At 41.4% G+C, this 18,063-nt stretch carries 11 protein-coding genes; all 11 read left to right on the forward strand.

The window, feature by feature from the left end:
* Window positions 1-47: 47 nt before the first annotated feature.
* Window positions 48-599, forward strand: a complete 552-nt coding sequence (locus AB5542_RS15265) for an RNA polymerase sigma factor (protein ID WP_118302491.1) — start codon at window positions 48-50, stop codon at window positions 597-599.
* 79 nt (window positions 600-678) lie between these two features.
* Window positions 679-1,836, forward strand: a complete 1,158-nt coding sequence (locus tag AB5542_RS15270) for a FecR family protein (protein WP_279038498.1) — start codon at window positions 679-681, stop codon at window positions 1,834-1,836.
* A gap of 136 nt (window positions 1,837-1,972) precedes the next feature.
* Window positions 1,973-5,497, forward strand: a complete 3,525-nt coding sequence (locus AB5542_RS15275; RefSeq protein ID WP_279038525.1) for a SusC/RagA family TonB-linked outer membrane protein — start codon at window positions 1,973-1,975, stop codon at window positions 5,495-5,497.
* A gap of 11 nt (window positions 5,498-5,508) precedes the next feature.
* A complete protein-coding gene (locus AB5542_RS15280; RefSeq protein WP_118302485.1) occupies window positions 5,509-6,972 on the forward strand; it encodes a RagB/SusD family nutrient uptake outer membrane protein in 1,464 nt (487 codons plus the stop codon).
* Window positions 6,973-6,974: 2 nt separating this feature from the next.
* Window positions 6,975-7,940, forward strand: a complete 966-nt coding sequence (locus AB5542_RS15285) for a hypothetical protein (protein WP_118302483.1) — start codon at window positions 6,975-6,977, stop codon at window positions 7,938-7,940.
* 1 nt (window position 7,941) lies between these two features.
* Window positions 7,942-10,359 carry a zinc-dependent metalloprotease gene (locus tag AB5542_RS15290; protein ID WP_279038499.1) on the forward strand — a complete coding sequence of 806 codons (2,418 nt, stop codon included), beginning with the start codon at window positions 7,942-7,944 and terminating at the stop codon, window positions 10,357-10,359.
* Between the two features lie 11 nt (window positions 10,360-10,370).
* The gene (locus AB5542_RS15295; RefSeq protein WP_279038500.1) at window positions 10,371-12,701 is read left to right on the forward strand and encodes a zinc-dependent metalloprotease; all 2,331 of its coding nucleotides are present in this window, start codon (window positions 10,371-10,373) and stop codon (window positions 12,699-12,701) included.
* Between the two features lie 4 nt (window positions 12,702-12,705).
* Window positions 12,706-15,891, forward strand: coding sequence for a prolyl oligopeptidase family serine peptidase (locus AB5542_RS15300; RefSeq protein WP_279038501.1), 3,186 nt, complete (start codon window positions 12,706-12,708; stop codon window positions 15,889-15,891).
* A 130-nt stretch (window positions 15,892-16,021) separates the two neighbouring features.
* Complete coding sequence (locus tag AB5542_RS15305; protein WP_087420631.1) at window positions 16,022-16,276, forward strand: TIGR03905 family TSCPD domain-containing protein; 255 nt, start codon at window positions 16,022-16,024, stop codon at window positions 16,274-16,276.
* Between the two features lie 240 nt (window positions 16,277-16,516).
* Window positions 16,517-17,449: an ABC transporter ATP-binding protein gene (locus AB5542_RS15310; protein ID WP_118302475.1), complete on the forward strand. Its 933-nt coding sequence runs from the start codon at window positions 16,517-16,519 to the stop codon at window positions 17,447-17,449.
* 12 nt (window positions 17,450-17,461) lie between these two features.
* A partial coding sequence (locus AB5542_RS15315) for an ABC transporter permease (protein ID WP_368243176.1) occupies window positions 17,462-18,063 on the forward strand: 602 nt, incomplete at its 3' end.

Here is an 18,063-nt window from a genome sequence, read left to right on the forward strand (position 1 = left end):
ATCTTATTTCGTATATTTGCTTTTTGGGTGATGAAAATTTAGATGAAATGATAGATGAGGAGTTGATTTTATCCGGGGTAAATCGCAAGAACGAAAAGGCTTGGGCAAGTCTTTACGATCATTATTATGCGGCATTGTGTGCATACGTGAATCGGATATTGAAAGGCTCCGAGAGTACTGAGGATTTGGTGCAGGAGGTTTTTATTGCCATCTGGAGGTCTGAAAAAAGATTTGATTCCATACAAGATTTGACTCGTTACCTATATCGGGCTTGCTATAACAATGCGTTGGTGTTTGTGCGGAATAACCAAATTCATGATACGATATTGAACTCAATAGGAGCAGAAAGTGATTTTACGGCTGACGATGTGTATGCTCAAACGGTTCGGGAGGAAGTAACCCGGCAGTTGTACGTGTATATTGAAGCGTTACCTTCGGAACAGAAGAAGGTTATTCTAATGAGTATTGAAGGGTATTCATGGGATGAAATTGCAGAAAAATTGGGGATAAGTGTAAATACGGTCAAGACTCATAAAAGTCGTGGATTCAAATCTTTACGTTCAAAACTGCAAGATTCCGTGTGTTTATTTTTAATTTAATTGAAAAAAAGAGCCTCTTCGTGTCATCTGAAATCGGGAGTTGTGTATTATGAGTATACAATGTGGAAGATAACAGATGATGAAAAAGAAAAACATATATGATGATGCGTCTTTGATCAAAAAATCGTTGATAAAAGATTTAAGTGATAAGGAGCAAAAGGAATTGGATCAATTACTGGATGACCAATCCTTACAAGATGTATACAAGGAGTTAAGTGATCGTGGTTATTTGAAAAAGCAATTTATGGAATACGAGAAGTATTCTTCCCAAAAAGCTTATCGTGAGTTTAAGGAAAGAAGGGGACATTCCGGACGAATCAGAATCGTACGTTGGGTTGCTGTGGTTGCCGCCATGTGGGTGTTAGCATTGGGTGTTACATTATGGATGACTTTTGGGAAGAAAGAAAATGTCGCTCCGCTTCCGGTAGCCTCGAAGATTATTCCGGCTGGGGAGAAAAAAGCTACATTGACTTTAGCAGATGGAACGGAAGTTCACGTTGAGGAAATAACCGCACGAGTATTACAAGAGAAGGGGATGAATATTGAATATAGGAATGGAGAGATTGTTTATCACAAAAGTGAAGAAGAAACGACAGAGGTTGTTTATAATAAACTTGAGGTTCCCCGGGGTGGTGAATGTATGATTAAACTAGATGACGGGACGAAGGTATGGGTAAATGCGGAGACGAAGTTGAAATATCCGGTAGTCTTTGTCGGTGACCGTCGGGAAGTGGTTTTGGAGGGTGAGGCATTTTTTGATGTGGCAAAAAACGAAAAACCTTTTATCGTGAAAACTTCTTTTGGAGATGTACGGGTGTTGGGAACAGCCTTTGGAATAAGTGCTTATGCGAGTGAACCGGAAAGTTATACTACTTTGGTAAGGGGTAAAGTGAGCGTTGAGAGAGAGGGGATAAAACCTGTTGTTATTTTACCGGGAGAACAGGTAGTAACTTTTAAAGATGGGAAAATGATCAAACAGGAGGTGGATGTTGAAGAGTTCGTGGGATGGAAAGACGGAATTTACGTGTTCAAGGAGAAGAGTTTGGGTGAGATTATGAAAACTTTGGAAAGATGGTATAACATATCCGTGGATTTCCAAGATAAGAGTTTGGTTGATTTGCCATTTACGGGCAATTTGAAACGTTATGATGATATAAATGTATTTTTCGATGCTTTGACTCGTACCGGGGATATGAAGTATCGGGTGAAAGGAAATCAAGTGATCCTATATAAATAAAAACGAGATAACGGACTACAAATTTCTCAGGTTCGATGTCCATTATCTCATTTAACAAGTAATTTACAAATCTATGAAAAAAAATCCATTCTTGAGGTGGAAAAGGCTTGTAAAATGTAGAAGCTTTTTTCACGTGATGAGTTTAACGCTTATCTTGACATTGAGTAGTTTGTCGGGATATGGAGCGAAAGCCGTGCGAGACACGATTTCTTTGAATTTGCAAGAAGTGAAATTAGAGAGGTTCGTGGAAGTGATGAAACAAAAGACAGGATTGAATTTCCTATATAATTCATTGCTGTTTAAAGATGCGAAACCGATTTCCGTGACAGCAAACGGGGAGAATTGGGAATCCGTGTTGAGGAGAGTGCTAGAGAAGGAAGGTTTCACGTATGACGTGAAGGATGAGATCGTGGTGATCAAACGGAAGGTTGAAAATGATCATAACAAGTTTGTCATTGTTAAGGGAAAAGTTATTGATTCAAAGAAAGAACCACTTCCGGGAGTAACCGTGTTATTAAAGGGAATGACCATCGGAACCGTGACGGATTCCAAAGGAAATTTTTCAATTCGGGTTCCTCAAGGTGTAGATTCTTTGATTGTCAGTTTTATTGGAATGCAGACCGAGTATCTGAAACTTGAAAAAGATAAGTTGGAATACACGGTTGTTATGAAGGAGGACGTGACTCAGTTGGGAGAGGTTGTTGTGACAGGTTACCAGGAATTTGATCGGAGTAGGATGGCCGGTTCTGTTTCTTCCATTAAAGCAGAAGATTTGCATTTCAGTGGAACTAATACGTTGGAACAGGCATTACAGGGGCGATTACCGGGTGTTGTTATCACAAATACAAGTGGACTGGTCGGGGTACGACAAAAAACAAGAGTTCGGGGAACTTCGACGTTGTTAGGTAGTCAGGAGCCGATTTGGGTCGTGGATGGGATTATTCAAGAAGATCCACTTCCGTTTGACACGAAAACTTTTGATAGTGCAGGAGAAATTAATTCCGATAACTTTGACTATATCCGTAATTTTGTAGGGAGTTCTATTGCCTGGTTAAATCCGAATGACATTGAGAGTATCACGGTATTGAAGGATGCTTCCGCCACGGCAATCTATGGTGTACGTGCGGCAAATGGTGTAATCGTGATTAAAACAAAGCGAGGAAAATCAGGAGCAGCTTCCATTTCCTATTCGACTCGTTTAAATGTTTCAGAGCAAGTGACCTATGATAAATTGGAACTGATGAATTCCAAAGAACGTGTGGAGGTTTCCCGAGAAATTTTTCAACGAGGTCTAACAGCAAGTTGGACGAATAATAATATTGGTTATGCTGGAGCTTTGAACCAGTATTTAAAGAAAGAGATTACAAAAGATGAATTTGAACAGCGTGTGGCGAAGTTGGAAACTATAAATACTGATTGGTTTGATATTCTTTTCCGAACACCTTTTAGTCATTCTCATTCACTTTCTATTTCGGGAGGTAGTGAAGATGTGCGCTATTATGCCTCATTGTCGTATAATTCAACGAAAGGTACGGCTATTGGGAATGATACGGAATCTTATGGCGCTAATGTTGGTTTAGATATGAATTTGGGTAAGAAGTTGCGTGCGTCTTTTACGTTATCCGGTTCCCAAGCGACAACGGATGGTTTTTATATTGTAAATCCATATTCTTATGCGACAACAATTAATAGATCAATAGCTGCTTATGAAGATAACGGAGAATTGGCTTATTATCTGAAAGATGGTACTCCGGGACCTAAATTATTTAATTTTATAAACGAACGGGATCAAACAGGTACTTCGAATAAAAATATGTCTATTAACACGAATCTGAATTTGAATTATGATTTTACAGAGTCATTGAGATTTCAAATGTTGGGGAGTGTCAATATTGCATCTGTTATTGGAGAATCATGGGCAACGGAAAGGACGGAGTATATTGCCCAAATACGTGGTTATGATTATGGTACTCGTAAGCCTATTGATGCAGATTACAAAAATTCACAACTTCCTGTGGGGGGAGAATATAATCAAGATGAAAATAAGACCATATCGTGGAATTGGAGAAATTCGCTTTCATACGATGTCGTGTTTAATGGGGTGCATACGTTAACTGCAATGTTAGGAATTGAATTGTCCAGTACAAAAAATACGGGCTTTTCGACTACTTCTTATGGTTATTTAAGAGATCGGGGAAAATCTTTTGCCACTGTACCTGCTGTGAGAATAAATCCTTATGGAGGAACTACTTATGAAAATGAATTGATAAAAAAATTTACTCGTAAAATTACGGATCGAAAAACGAATCAAATGGGCGGCTATCTGACGTTAAATTATGCTTACGATGGACGTTACGTTGTGAATTTTAGTGTCCGGGTGGATGCATCAAATCGTTTTGGACGTTATGCTAACGAGAATTTTAATCCAGTTTGGGCAGGAGGACTTCGTTGGAATGTGGCCCGTGAATCTTGGTTCAGTAGACAAAATATCGTATCTGATCTGAGTTTACGTTTTAGTTTTGGTTACCAACGTAATATGGCTACAAATTATAGTCCGAGTTTAATCGTTAAGATTCCTACATCCGGGGCATCTAGTGCTGTGACAGATGTTAATACAGGAGATGAATTGTTGGAAATCACGTCCTTGCCTTACGAGGATTTGCGTTGGGAAAAGACGACATCTTATAATTACGGAGTGGATTTAGCTCTATTCGATAATAAGATCCGAGTTGGGTTTGAGTATTACATGAAGAAAGGGAGGGACATAATTACTTCATTGTTGGTTCCCCGTGAATATGGTATTGAGAATATGCCGGTAAATGGGGGAAGTATGAATAATTCTGGGTATGAGTTAAGTGTGAGTTTTACCCCGGTCCGAACGAAATATTTTACTTGGGATATGAATGTCAATACCTCTAAAAATAATAATGAGATAACAAAAGTTGGTGTACAAAATTTGACATGGAAAACAGCGACTTCTGGGGAGTATTACAAAAAGGGATATGCCGTGTCATCCTTCTGGGCGTTTGATTGTGAGGGGATAGACCAAGAAACAGGTTATCCGATTATTAATCTGGAAACATCCGGGGATGGAGATCCATTGAATGATCCTACCACGTATATGAAATATGCGGGTAAATTGGATCCGGACTTTACGGGAGGTTTATCCATGTCCTTCCGATATAAGCAACTGTCTCTGTCAACAGGTTTTTATTTACAGATAGGCGGAAAGAAGTTTTTGAAGACCGCTTATGAATCCCAGACTTTACCTTCTGAATACGAAAATTTGTCATCCGAGTTGAACGAGCGTTGGAGACCGGGGGATATGGATGCTAAATTCCCGGGGTTACCGGATAAAAATGTTACTAATTTTTATCTTCCGAATAATTCAACCTATAGTAATGTCTATGAAATGTATAATTATAGTAATGTTCGGGTTGTGAATGCATCTTCTTTGAAGTGTAATAATATTTCAGTGAGTTATTTCCTTTCGGAAAAAGCAGCGAAGTTGATGGGATGTAAGTCTATCAGTTTAGGAGCAAGCGTTTCTAACCCGTTTACAATAGCGAGTAAAGATTTTAAAGGGCGGGACCCGGAAGTAGCGACAGGGGCTCAACCATTGACCAGCTCTTATTCATTTAATCTTAATGTAACCTTTTAGTTGATATTGCTATGAAGAATTATCGATCTATATATTGTTTGGGAATACTTCTGTATTTGTTATGTACTTCCTGTCATGATTTCTTCAAAGAGTCGAGTCAGGACGAGATAAAACCTTCTTCCGTAGAAGATTTGAGGGGGGTAATGTATAAAGAAGCTTACCCTTACCAGCTGGCAACTGGGACATTTTTAATGCTATTGACCGATGAGGTCCAGTGTAACGGGTTGTCGAATGATACGTATGCCACCGTTCATCAAAATGGAACTCCGGTGTTTACGTTTAACCCGATGATGTTTGATGGAATTGAAGTTTTTCCGACAGATGTGAATTCTTGGAAAACGTATTATGAAAAAATCAAAGGGTGTAATGTTGTCATTGATTATGTTTCTGAAATATCTGGTACAGAGGAGGAGAAGAATGCGTTAGTAGGGCAAGCGTTATTTTTGAGGAGTTTTTATTACTTGAAATTAGCGACGATATATTGTCAGCCATATAATGCTCCGGGAATAGACGTAAATACGACATTGGGAGTTCCTTTAATATTAACAATGGAATTAACAGATGATTTTCCTCGTAGGGTTTCTTTGAAAGCATTGTACGAGCAAATTGAAAAAGATTTGTTAACAGCAGCTACTTTATTAGAAGAAAATTATACACCGGATAATGTTTGGCGTGTAGGAAACGTTGCTGCCTATACTTTACTTTCTCGTTTATATCTTTATATGGGACGTGATGAAGATATGGATAACGTGATTAAATATGCGGATTTGGCTATAGCTCAAGGTCCGGATTTGACCCGCTTGGCTTTGTTGGATGGAAGTGGTAAGAGTGTTTATAATAGTGATGTAAGTTCGGAAGTTATTTGGATTTATGGAGTAAATTCATTTAGTGGAGGAGGTGCTTTCTTCACAACAAATGTAACTTGGGGATATGATGTACCTTGGGAAGTCTCTTCTGATTTGTTACGTCTTTATGATGCAACGAATGATTTGAGATATAAAATGTATTATGGTACTCCATTCGGGTGTACGTACGGAACTAAAGTAGCTTACAATACCTCCAATGGTTCAGACCATGGTATCCGTATAGCAGAAGCTTATTTAAACCGGGCGGAGGCTTTTATTCGTCGTTCTTTAGCCACGGGGAACGATGGAGACCGGGTGTTGGCGTTAAATGACTTGAACGTGTTAAGAGAGACAAGGTATATGACGGGTTCTTATGTTGACGAACAGATTACGGATGCTAATGAGTTATTGGAATTCTGTTTGATGGAACGTAGATTGGAATTGAGTCTAGAAGAGGGGTTCCGTTGGTTTGACATCAAACGCTTGGGATTATCGGTTACTCATGTATATATTGACACCGAGGGGGTAGAGAGAGAATATATATTGGAAAGTAATTCCCCGCTTTATGCTTTGCCTATTCCTTATGATGCGATAGAGAGAAATTACAGATTAGAACAAAATCCCAGATAAATATGAAACGGAAAATTTATTTTTATATGATATTGTTATCGTGGCTCTTGTGTGCGGTAGCTTGTTATGATGAGAAAGAGTTATCTCCATCGGAGATTATTTCCAGTTATTCAGTTCCTCAAGGGGAACATGATTATGATGATGTAATTGTGGAATATTACAATCAGTACGGTTCTTGTTTATTATATAAATTTACAGATAAGGATACTTATTGGACTCCTTCCGGGTGGATGAATGGTGTTTTGGGGGTGGATGGTACAAAAGGATACCTAGTTACCCCTGCCGATGAAAAGTACGTGGGAGAGCAATTAGACGTGATCGAAAAGTTATGGTTCTCCTCTTATTCAGATGATTTTTTGAAGGAATTTCTTCCAGTGAAAATTATGCTTTGTTCAGAAATTGATTCTGTGTATGTGACTTGGGATTTTTCGGTGACACCCGTGCAGATGAAATATTTAAGCCAAGAAGTTCAATCTTGGTATAATTATGACAATATATGTGTGTCATACGGGAATATTGTAGTAACGCAGATGACAAAGGAGGATTCACTAGCATTCCGGAGTAGCATTAGCCGAACCTTTATAGAGAGTATGATTGGGCGGGGTAAAACGGCTCCGACAACGGAATTTGGAGAAAGTGCCAATTACGATATTAGTTCTTCTGATATGTATACTGCTTCGAAACTTTGGGCGGCGGGAATCCCTCAGTTAGTAAATTCCGCTATTTCAGAAGATAATGATTGGAAGACCTTTATGATGATGATGGTACTTTGCCCGGAAGAGTTTTTAACTCGGGTTCCTGAATATAATAGTGATTGGGATTCAACATCAAAGAATTGGGATGGTATCTTGAATCCGGTCAAAGATGTAAACGGTCTTTTGAAAAAGCGGTATGATATGGTACGGGATTATTTTATCGAGAATTATAATATGGATTTGCAAAAAGTGGGCAATATATTAAATCGTTAGTATGAAATATTTGTTGATTATATTGTTTTCCCTGTACGTATTAAGTAGCGGGGCTGGGAATCGTGTGATTCAGAAAGAGGATGAGAAAGAGGTGTCTATAGATGAATTTATTCATAAAGATACCCCGAAAGATGCTGGGTTCTTTCATGTTTATGTGCAGGATGGAAGATATTATCTGGAAGTACCAGATGATAAACTTGAACGGGATATTCTGGTGGCCGTAACGATCATAAAGGGAACGGCACAGAAAGAGCGGAGTACGGATGCTCGTTTTGGGTATGGCGGGGACTCCGTGTATGATCGGTTGATTCGTTTTATCAAGAATCAGGATAGAATTGAAATTGTATCTCCCCAGGTATTTTACTTGGGAGATACTCCCGCCTTGTATGATGATTATATTAAAAATGTGATCTCTCCCGTGATGTATTCTTTGGAGATTAAAGCCAAATCTGCTGATAGTTATTTGGTAGATATTACCGATTTGTTTCTGAGTGATTGTGATTTGTTTTCCTTGAAGGGAGCGAAGGTCGCCTTAAAATTAGGCGGTTATCAGCAGGAGCAGTCCTATGCTTTGGATGTAAAAGCTTTCCCGGAAAATATAAACTTCCGTTCCATGCGTGGTTATGCTGTTGACGGGGAAGTGAAGGATGGCGGGTACACTTCTTCTCTTTGGGAGGTGGGGGCGTCATGGTATCTTTTACCAGAGAAACCGATGAGACAAAGAATGTTTGATGATCGGGTGGGGTATTTTACCTTCGTATTGGATGGGATGACGAAACGGAATGACCAGATGGAAAAAGTGGCATTTGCAACCCGCTGGCGTTTGGAGCCGAAACCGGAGGATATGGAGAAATATTTGCGGGGAGAACTTGTGGAGCCCGTGAAACCGATAGTTTTCTATATTGATCGGGCAACCCCGGGCTATTTGGTGCCTTATTTTATAAAAGCGGTAAATGCGTGGCAGGGTGCTTTCGAGAAAGCCGGATTCAAGAATGCGATTTACGGAAAGTTAGCTCCCTCGCCGGAAGAAGACCCTGAATATTGTGAAGGTGATATTCGTTATCCGTTAGTATCGTACAAAGCCTCCCCGATCCCGAATGCTTACGGTCCGATGGTGTTTGACCCTCGATCCGGGGAAATTATTACCTCGCATATTGCGATATTTCATTCGGTTCTGGATTTGTTACAACGTTGGTATTTCGTGATGTGTGGGGCGGTTGATTCCCGTGCAAGAGAATACCCTCTAAGCCATGAGGTAATGGGAGAACTGGCGGCAACCGTGTTGACTCATGAAGTGGGACATACGTTAGGACTTCGGCATAATTTTATCGGTAGTACGGCCTATCCGGTGGATAGTTTGCGTAGCAAGACTTTTATCCGTGAACATGGTTTGGGAACTTCCATTATGGATTATCAACGTTTTAATTATCTGGCACAACCGGAAGATGGTTTGGAACCGCAAGATTTATTGCCTCGTATCGGGATATACGACGAGTTTGCGATAGAATGGGGGTATCGTTGTCTTCAGGAAACAAATAATCTGGTGGAAAACAATTTGAAGTTACGTGCTTGGGTGGATGAAAAGCGGAAGGACCCGAAGATGTTTTATATCGTGGAAACGGATTATAGTGATCCCCGGGTACAATCTGAAGATAGTGGAGATGACATCATCAAGGCGAATCGCTTGGGAATGAAAAATTTGAAATATATCATGGAGCATCTGGAAGAATGGACAAAAACGAGTGATCCGGATTATTACGCTTTACGAAGACGCTATCTTTCAGTGTTGAGTCAGTACCAGAATTATGTGAACCACGTGATTCGTTACGTGGGTGGTAGTTACACGGATAACCCGACGAGGGAGGAAGAAAGTTTAACGGTGTATCAACCTGTACCTAAGGAAAAGGAAGAGGAGGCACTTGCTTTCTTGGAAGAATACGTGTGTCGGGAACCGGAATGGCTTTTTCGGCCTAATTTGATGGAAAAGACCGGAATTAATTTCGAATATTATGAACAAGAACCGGCCAATAAGGTAATAACTAAAATGTTATTAAAGTATACGATATTACATAAAAATCGGCAATTAAACCCGGATGGTTTGACCATTGACGAGTTGCTGGATCGTATGTACGTGACTCTCTTTGAAGAAAAGGGCCGGAACGGAGAATTATCCCGGTATGACAAGGCATTGCAAAAGGGGTTCGTGCAGGATCTTGTCGTGAACGGGGAGAATCCAACGACTTTATTAAATGGGGTTGGGGTTCGTATCAAGCAACTGGTTTCGAAAATAAAACAATATGCGTTGACCGCTTCGGAGGAGGGACAGGATGTGTTGACGGTCAGTCACTACAAAACACTTTATAATTTTATTACTCTGTGGGAGAGCGGAAAGAATAAATCATTGATTGAATTGAACTAAATATATTAGGAATGAAAGTATTGAATGTATGTTTGTTACTGATAGTAACTTTATTGATGTTTCGTCCGGTTGTTGCGCAAAATAATGCAGAACCGATGACATTCAGTCAATTTAAGGAACAGAAAGATTTACAAATAGATAACGGTTTTTACACGGTTTATCGTTTAGGAGATAAATATTACCTGGAGATTCCGATGGAAGGAATGGAAAAAGAGGTTTTGATCACGACACAAGTGGTGCGGGGATATTCGGCTTTTCTTTCCGAAGCCTCAGGAGTTGTCCGGTTTTCGATCGGGAAAAACAATCGGGTTCAAGTGATTCGTAACCGGGTTACAGATGTTGCTACGGATTCAACAGATTATTGCATGGCGAATACGATTCGAAAATCAGGACTTGTACCCGTAGATTTTACCTTGCCGATAGTGGCTTGGGGAGAAAATAAGCAGTCGGTGATTATCGAGTTGACGAACGAATTGAATAATCCCGGAAGTGGGTTATTTAAAGTGAGTTCTTATAGTTTATTAAGCCATCCGGATCCTAATCTTTCTGGAATTGACGGTTTCCGGATCTTGGATCAAGGGGTAGTCTTCTCTGTGACACGTACCCAGTCGGATTATTATGCGAATCCTCAAATGCAACAGGGATCGGATGTCGCCTCTACTTTTACATTGGAAATGGTTATTCAGCAACTGCCAGAACATTCCGTGACCTTGAAAGCCAACCATCCGGCTTATGGTTTTGAAACAATTGGGATTACCGAATATGATACCAAGAGATACGTGGCCCGTAAAAAAGAGTATATACAGAGGTGGCATCTTTCGGCTCCCGTGAAGGAGTTGAGAAAACAGAAGAAAGGTTTGACTATTGAACCGGAAAATCAGATTTGCGTGTACATCGATCCGATCACCCCGGCTCCTTTTGTTGAGAGTATTAAGAAGGCCATGCAACAATGGGAAAAAGCATTCGAGAGTGCCGGATGGAAGAATGTCTTCCGTTATAGTTCGGAGGCGAAAGATGCAGCCTTGACTTACCGGACGATTCTTTTCCGTTGGGGAAATGCTTTTAGCGATGTTAATTCTTCCATGATTACCAATCCTGTGAATGGTGAAATATTATGTGCCCGAATTAACGTGATGGATGCCATGGCAGATGAATTGTTAGGCACTTATTTCTTGCAATGTGGGTGGCTGGACGGGAGAATCCGGAAGGATCTTCATAGTTTGGGGGTACGTCAAGATGTGTTGACCGTTCAACTGGCATCGATTTTGGCCAAGGTATTGGGAATGAAACCTAATAAAGCCGGAAATACCGTTTTTACCCCGGACAATATTCGTTCCGAGAAATGGTTGAATAAATATGGAATATCGGCATCAATTACTTCCGGTATGGTATTTAATTATCTCGCTCAACCGGGTGACCGGGTAAGTGTCAAGAATCTTTTCCCTCGTGTTTCCGTGTATGATTATGATGCGATTAACTATGCTTATGGCAATAGTGATGCCTTACCTTCCATGCGGGCGGCTTTCTATGCCCCGGAGGATAAATGGGATCCCTATGCTCAAGACGGTTTCTTGTCAAATGATATTTTGTCGGCAAGTGTGAAAGGCATCGAATCGGTACGGGAGATTTATCCTCAACTGGGAGAATGGATGAACCAGTTACCGAAAGATCAGAATACATGGAAAAGTGTATCCGATTTCTCGCTGAAAGCGCTTGCACTATACCAGACTTATCTGACTCAGATTGTGAAATTGGTGGGAGGTCGTTCTATTCGTCCGGTCATAAAAGGAGTGAATGAATCTCCGGTTATTTATGTCCCGAGAGAACTTCAGGAAAAGGCTTTACAATATTTAGAGACAGAAATTTTGACACAACGTCCGGAGTGGGTTCATTCCAAAGAGATGCAACAAGCGGGGACATACGATATAAACCACATGATGGTAGGATTGGCTGAGAAGATCACGCAACATTTTATAGATCCGAAAGTCATCACTTCCCTCGTGGCGGCAGAAAGTGCATACGGGGAGAAAGCGTTCACGGCGAAAGAATTATTCGCTTATGTTGATCGGGTTATTTTTGAAAATTTCGATACCCGGAAGGCTGTTACTACCTATAAACAAGGAATACAGGCTTGTTTCATTTCGGATTTTGCCCGAACAATGGCACAGAATAACATCTCTTTTGGCTTGGGAAACGAGTCTGCGGGAGTTCTTCATGCCTATTTCGTGGAACTGGCGAGAAAAGTGAAGGAATTGAGTGAAACTCACCAAGATTCCCTTACTCGGGAAAATTACCGGGTGATGCTGATGCGAATGAACCGAGAGTATTTTGATAAACAATAAGGATATGAGAAAGATTTTATTTTTGCTTGTAGGACTGTTGGCATACTGTCAGGCAGAGTCACAAAACAGGGAAATCGAGTTTGAAAAGTCCACTTTGCAGGATGCTTTAAATAAGGCTACTGCTGCGGGAAAAATGGCTTTCGTGGATTGTTACACGGAATATTGCGGCCCTTGTAAGACAATGGCGGCGTTGGTTTTCACGTTGGATAGTGTTGCCGACTTTTTTAATTCCAATTTTGTAAATGTTAAATTGGATATGCTGTCGGAAGATGGGAAGCAATATGCGGATAAGTACAAAATCGGGGCCTATCCTTCTTTCCTACTTTTGAATGGTAAGGGTGAGTTGCTTTATAAGTTTGTCGGGGGAAAATCGGCTGATGTGTTTATGGCCGAAATTAGAAAGGGGATGAAACCTGATAACCGGGTGAAATCAATGGATGATACTTACGCTATGGGCAAGTATTCCAATGATTTTTTACGGGAGTACGTGCAGTTGAAATTGCAGTTACTTGAGAAAGGGGAAAGCCTTAGATTAGGGAAGGAGTATTTCGATAAAATTTCGCCAGAAGAACGTTTACAACCGGAAAACTGGTTCTTGTTTGCGGATAGAACATTGGGAGGGGTCAATAGGGTGAATATGCGGTACTTGCTTGAGCATTGGCAGGATTTCGTGAGGATACAAGGAGAAGAAAAAGTGTATGAACGAATTACAGCTCTCTACCGGGATATGACGGAATGGGTATTACAAGGTTGGTATTTTCGGGATTTTGAACGTAATCCGGATGATTTCGTGTACTATCGGCAACGGATTTCAGCAATTCCTCTGCCTTGTCAGAATGATTACTTAGTTATGATGGACGTGGCGAAAGCAGTTGCATTAAATGATTCCTTGACGGTTCGGGGACTTCTGGAAGATCATGTTGCCGATTTTAGCAATGAAAATCAACAAATCATGTTCGGTGGGATGGGATGGTTCCCTTCCTATAACGGGGTATATCATGAACAGTTATTGGAAATTGCCCGAAAGGTGGTTCAAGGTGGTTCAACCTCTAATTTGGCCAACTATTTAAAGACCTTACTTAATCCGGATGAGGCATACGTGGGCGAGAAATATGACGTGCAGAATCTGAAGGATAAGATTGGTTCCACGATGATTGTACCTTTCTTTCACCCGACGAAACCATTGTTTTGGTACTCTTACGAGAAACAACCGGGCGAGAGAGCGTATTATGCCTATGACCCGAAGGAGGGGAAACGAGAAGTATATAACTACCGAATTATAGATAGTTTGGTCCGGGAGATATTGTCGGGGGAAGAAGAGAGAATATATTATAACCCGGAATTTGATGATAACGGGTTGGTAGCTAAATTAGAGGTTGGGGGAAAGATATTCGTGTTTGATGCCAAGAATAGGGTTTTGATTCCTTCTGAACGTAAGAAATATCCTTCTATTCGTCCGTATGGGGTGTCTCCCGATCTGAGATACGAGTTAATCGTGAAAGAGTATAATCTTTGGTTGGAAGATAAAGAGCAAAAAAAACAGGTACAACTGACTTTTGACGGGGATAAAGATTACGAGTTTGAAACGGCAAATACCGAATGGTTGTCGGATGACGGGACTTTTTATCTTACAAGAGAAGATAAACGAAATATCCGGACGTTTCCTCTGGTGTATTCACTTCGGGATCCGGCACCGACAGTCAGCGAGTACAAATACGAATTACCGGGAGATACCGCTATTTTAAAACAGGAGTTGTTTATCGGGAACGTGAAGACGGGGATGTTTAAAAAGGTGGATGTGGTGAAATGGCGGGGGCAACTATTGGAAGTGCTGAAAGTGGCAGATGTACAGGATCGGGTCTTTTTCATCCGTAAAAAGGGGACCCGAAATGAATTTGAATTATGCTCGGTCGATGCGAAAACAGGGGAAGTAAAGGTGATTTTGCATGAAGTGAGTAAACCATATCTGAATGAAGAGTTATTTAGTTGCCGGGTGTTGAATGGAGGAAAGGATATTCTTTTGTGGTCCGATCGTTCCGGGTGGGGGCATTATTATCACTATGATGGTAATGGCAAGTTGCTGAATGCGGTGACTTCCGGGGAATGGACAGCGGGACGTATAATGAAGATTGACACGGTGAAAAAACAGATTTATCTGTATGGGTTCGGTAAGGAAAAGGGAAGAAACCCGAATTATACTTATTTGTATCGTGTGGGTTTTAATGGAAAACGCTTGACCTTGTTAACCCCTGAAAATGCAACACATAGCACGTTTGTTCATCTGGGAGGAGGTCTGATCGTGGATAATTTTTCCCGTATAGACACGGTACCACAAATTTCCGTACGTGATATAAACGGGCGCTTGCTGACCGTTTTGGAAAAAGCGGACGTTTCTCGTTTGTTGGCGTATGGTTGGAAGTACCCGGAACAGTTTACCGTGAAGGCGGCTGACGGGAAAACGGATCTTTACGGAATTATGTGGAAACCTTATGATTTTGATCCTAGCAAGAAATACCCGATCGTGTCGCAAGTATATCCGGGGCCACAAACGGAAACCGTGTGGACGGATTTTACCGTGTTGGATCGTTATAATAACACGGCTTTGGCACAAAGGGGGATTATCGTAGTATGTTTCGGACATCGGGGCGGTTCTCCCTTCCGGGACAAAGCGTACGCTACCTACGGGTACGGGAATTTACGGGATTATGCGTTAGCGGATGACAAGGCGGGATTGGAACAATTGGGACGTAAATATTCTTTTATTGATACGAATCGGGTAGGTATTTTCGGACACTCGGGGGGTGGTATGATGGCTTTTGCAGCAATCTGTACTTATCCTGATTTTTACAAAGTGGCTGTGGCCTCATCGGGTAATCACGATAATCGCATTTATAATCGTACGTGGGGAGAGACTTATCAAGGAATCGGGGACGATTATAAGTTTACCGTGAAAACGAATCAGAAACTGGCAAAATACTTGAAAGGTCGTTTACTTCTGGTGACAGGAGAGGTGGATAATAACGTGCATCCGGCTAACACGTACCGGGTGGTGAACGAGTTGATTTTGCAAGGAAAGGATTTCGATTTGTTGATCTTACCGAATCAAGGTCATGCTTTTGAAGGGCCTTATAAATCTTATTTCGAAAAGAAGAAAAGGGATTATTTCACGAAATATTTACTGGCTGAATAAATTGTAATACGAATCGTGTAAGTGTGAAAGGAGATTTCCGGTAAAGCGGATTTCTCCTTTTTTAATATAGTGGAAAAGAGAGGTTCTTGAAATAATTCTATCTTTGCAGCGTCAAATTCAGGTGGTCATTATGGCAAGAAAAGAAATTACATATACTCCCTCGGCAGAGGTTTGTTCGAAAGAGATTCATATCGTGTTGGAAGACGATGTGATCGTGGAAGTCGGTTTCAAGAAGGGATGTGCCGGAAATACGCAAGGGGTGGCAGCCTTGTTGAAAGGAATGAAAAAAGATGAGGCCATCCGTCGGTTGCGGGGAATATGCTGTGGACGAAAGTCAACTTCATGTCCTGATCAGTTGGCCCAAGCTTTGGAGAATATGGCGTAATTTAACCGTGTTTCTACCGATATAATTGGCAGAACGTTGAACAAAGCCGAGATAAAGACGACACGAAGCTGAGATACAGCCGAGTTGTGTCGTCTTTATCTTTTTTGGATGTCTTGGATGTGCATCGCCTAAGCCCTAAACAGGGATAAATAAGGGTAGAAAATAGTACCGTTTTCTATTTCAGGTATTCTATAAAGTGTAAGTAAGACGTGTGGTAATATTTATTCAAAACTATACTTTATGGAAGAATCAATTGTTAAGGTAGAGCATTTATCTCATCGTTACAGTGTACAATGGGCGATTCGGGATATTAATTTTGAGATAACGGAAAACGGTATTTACGGTTTATTGGGTTCTAACGGGGCGGGTAAATCGACGACGATGAACATTATGTGCGGGGTGTTGAAACAGACGGAAGGGGAGGTTTTCATCAAGGGAGTAAGTATGAGAGAGAACCCGGTGGAGGCCAAGCGCTATATTGGTTTTTTACCCCAGAAACCACCCTTGTATAATGATTTGACCGTGGAGGAATTTTTGGCTTTCACGGCTAATATTCGTCGTATTCCCACGGGAGAGGTGGCCGAGGCGATTAAGGTCGTGATGGGACGATGTGGGTTGAGTCATTTTCGTAAGCGCTTGGTACGTAATCTGTCGGGTGGGTATCAACAGCGTTTGGGGATAGCCCAAGCGATTATTCACAACCCGGCATTTGTCGTGCTGGATGAGCCGACCAACGGGCTGGACCCGAATCAGATCGTGGAGATTCGGCATTTGATTAAAGAGATTGCCGAGGAACGTACGGTGATTCTCTCCACGCATATCTTGTCGGAAGTGCAGGCTACGTGTGATTATATCCGGATGATAGAGGAAGGACAAGTCGTTTTTGCCGGAACGGTGGAAGAGTTTGATAATTATATTGTACCGAACACGATATTCGTGAGTCTGGCATCGGCCCCGCCAGTGGACGAGTTGAAGATGCTCTCCGGTGTGGAGGATGCGGTGAGTATGGGAGGCATGGATTACCGGGTAAACTTTTCGGATTCCCGGGAGGCGATTACCCAGATCGTGGAGGCGAGTGTGACCCGGAATTGGCAATTGTTGGAGATACGTATGGAGAAGAGTTCCATGGATAGCGTGTTTGCCGAATTGTCGGCCAAGAGTAAGAACCGCTAAAAAGGAGAGCTTATGAAAATGATATTCAAGATAGCGAAGACGGAGTTACAGTCTTTGTTTTATTCACCAATTGCTTGGTTGCTTTTGGTGGTGTTTGCTTACCAGGTTGGGATGATTATGTCCGGGATGCTGGAAGATATTGTAGTTCGGCAGGCCATGGGATACGAATCGTGGAGAGTGACTAGTATTTTCGGGCAACTTTTCGGGAATGTACAGGGAACCCTGTATTTTTATATTCCCTTGCTCACGATGAACATGATTAGCCGGGATTTGAGTGGTGGGACGATCAAGTTGCTGCAATCGGCTCCTTTGCGTAATGCCGAAATCGTGTTGGGTAAATACTTGGCATTGATGATATTCGGGTTGGCCATGATGGGTATTTTGTTGTTTTACGTACTTTTCGGGGTATGTACGATTCAAAATATAGATTTCCCTTACGTGTTGACGGGAATGTTGGGGCTTTACCTGTTGCTGTGTGCATACGCGGCGATTGGTTTGTTCGTTTCCAGTTTGACTTCTTATCAAGTGATGGCAGCTTTCGGGACGTTGTTTATTTTGGCCATGTTTAATTACGTGGGTGGCGTGTGGCAGGATTACGAGTTTGTGCGAGATAT

The sequence above is a fragment of the Butyricimonas sp. RTP31003st1_G1_RTP31003_210430 genome, from assembly GCF_040920905.1.
Lineage (GTDB): Bacteria > Bacteroidota > Bacteroidia > Bacteroidales > Marinifilaceae > Butyricimonas > Butyricimonas paravirosa.

Bases quoted from the DNA above. Each gene is read 5' to 3' on its own strand.
- AB5542_RS15295 (WP_279038500.1), top strand. From the start codon at position 10,371: ATGAAAGTATTGAATGTATGTTTGTTACTGATAGTAACTTTATTGATG.
- AB5542_RS15300 (WP_279038501.1), top strand. From the start codon at position 12,706: ATGAGAAAGATTTTATTTTTGCTTGTAGGACTGTTGGCATACTGTCAG.
- AB5542_RS15285 (WP_118302483.1), top strand. From the start codon at position 6,975: ATGAAACGGAAAATTTATTTTTATATGATATTGTTATCGTGGCTCTTG.
- AB5542_RS15275 (WP_279038525.1), top strand. From the start codon at position 1,973: ATGAGTTTAACGCTTATCTTGACATTGAGTAGTTTGTCGGGATATGGA.
- AB5542_RS15290 (WP_279038499.1), top strand. From the start codon at position 7,942: ATGAAATATTTGTTGATTATATTGTTTTCCCTGTACGTATTAAGTAGC.
- AB5542_RS15265 (WP_118302491.1), top strand. From the start codon at position 48: ATGATAGATGAGGAGTTGATTTTATCCGGGGTAAATCGCAAGAACGAA.
- AB5542_RS15310 (WP_118302475.1), top strand. From the start codon at position 16,517: ATGGAAGAATCAATTGTTAAGGTAGAGCATTTATCTCATCGTTACAGT.
- AB5542_RS15270 (WP_279038498.1), top strand. From the start codon at position 679: ATGAAAAAGAAAAACATATATGATGATGCGTCTTTGATCAAAAAATCG.
- AB5542_RS15280 (WP_118302485.1), top strand. From the start codon at position 5,509: ATGAAGAATTATCGATCTATATATTGTTTGGGAATACTTCTGTATTTG.
- AB5542_RS15305 (WP_087420631.1), top strand. From the start codon at position 16,022: ATGGCAAGAAAAGAAATTACATATACTCCCTCGGCAGAGGTTTGTTCG.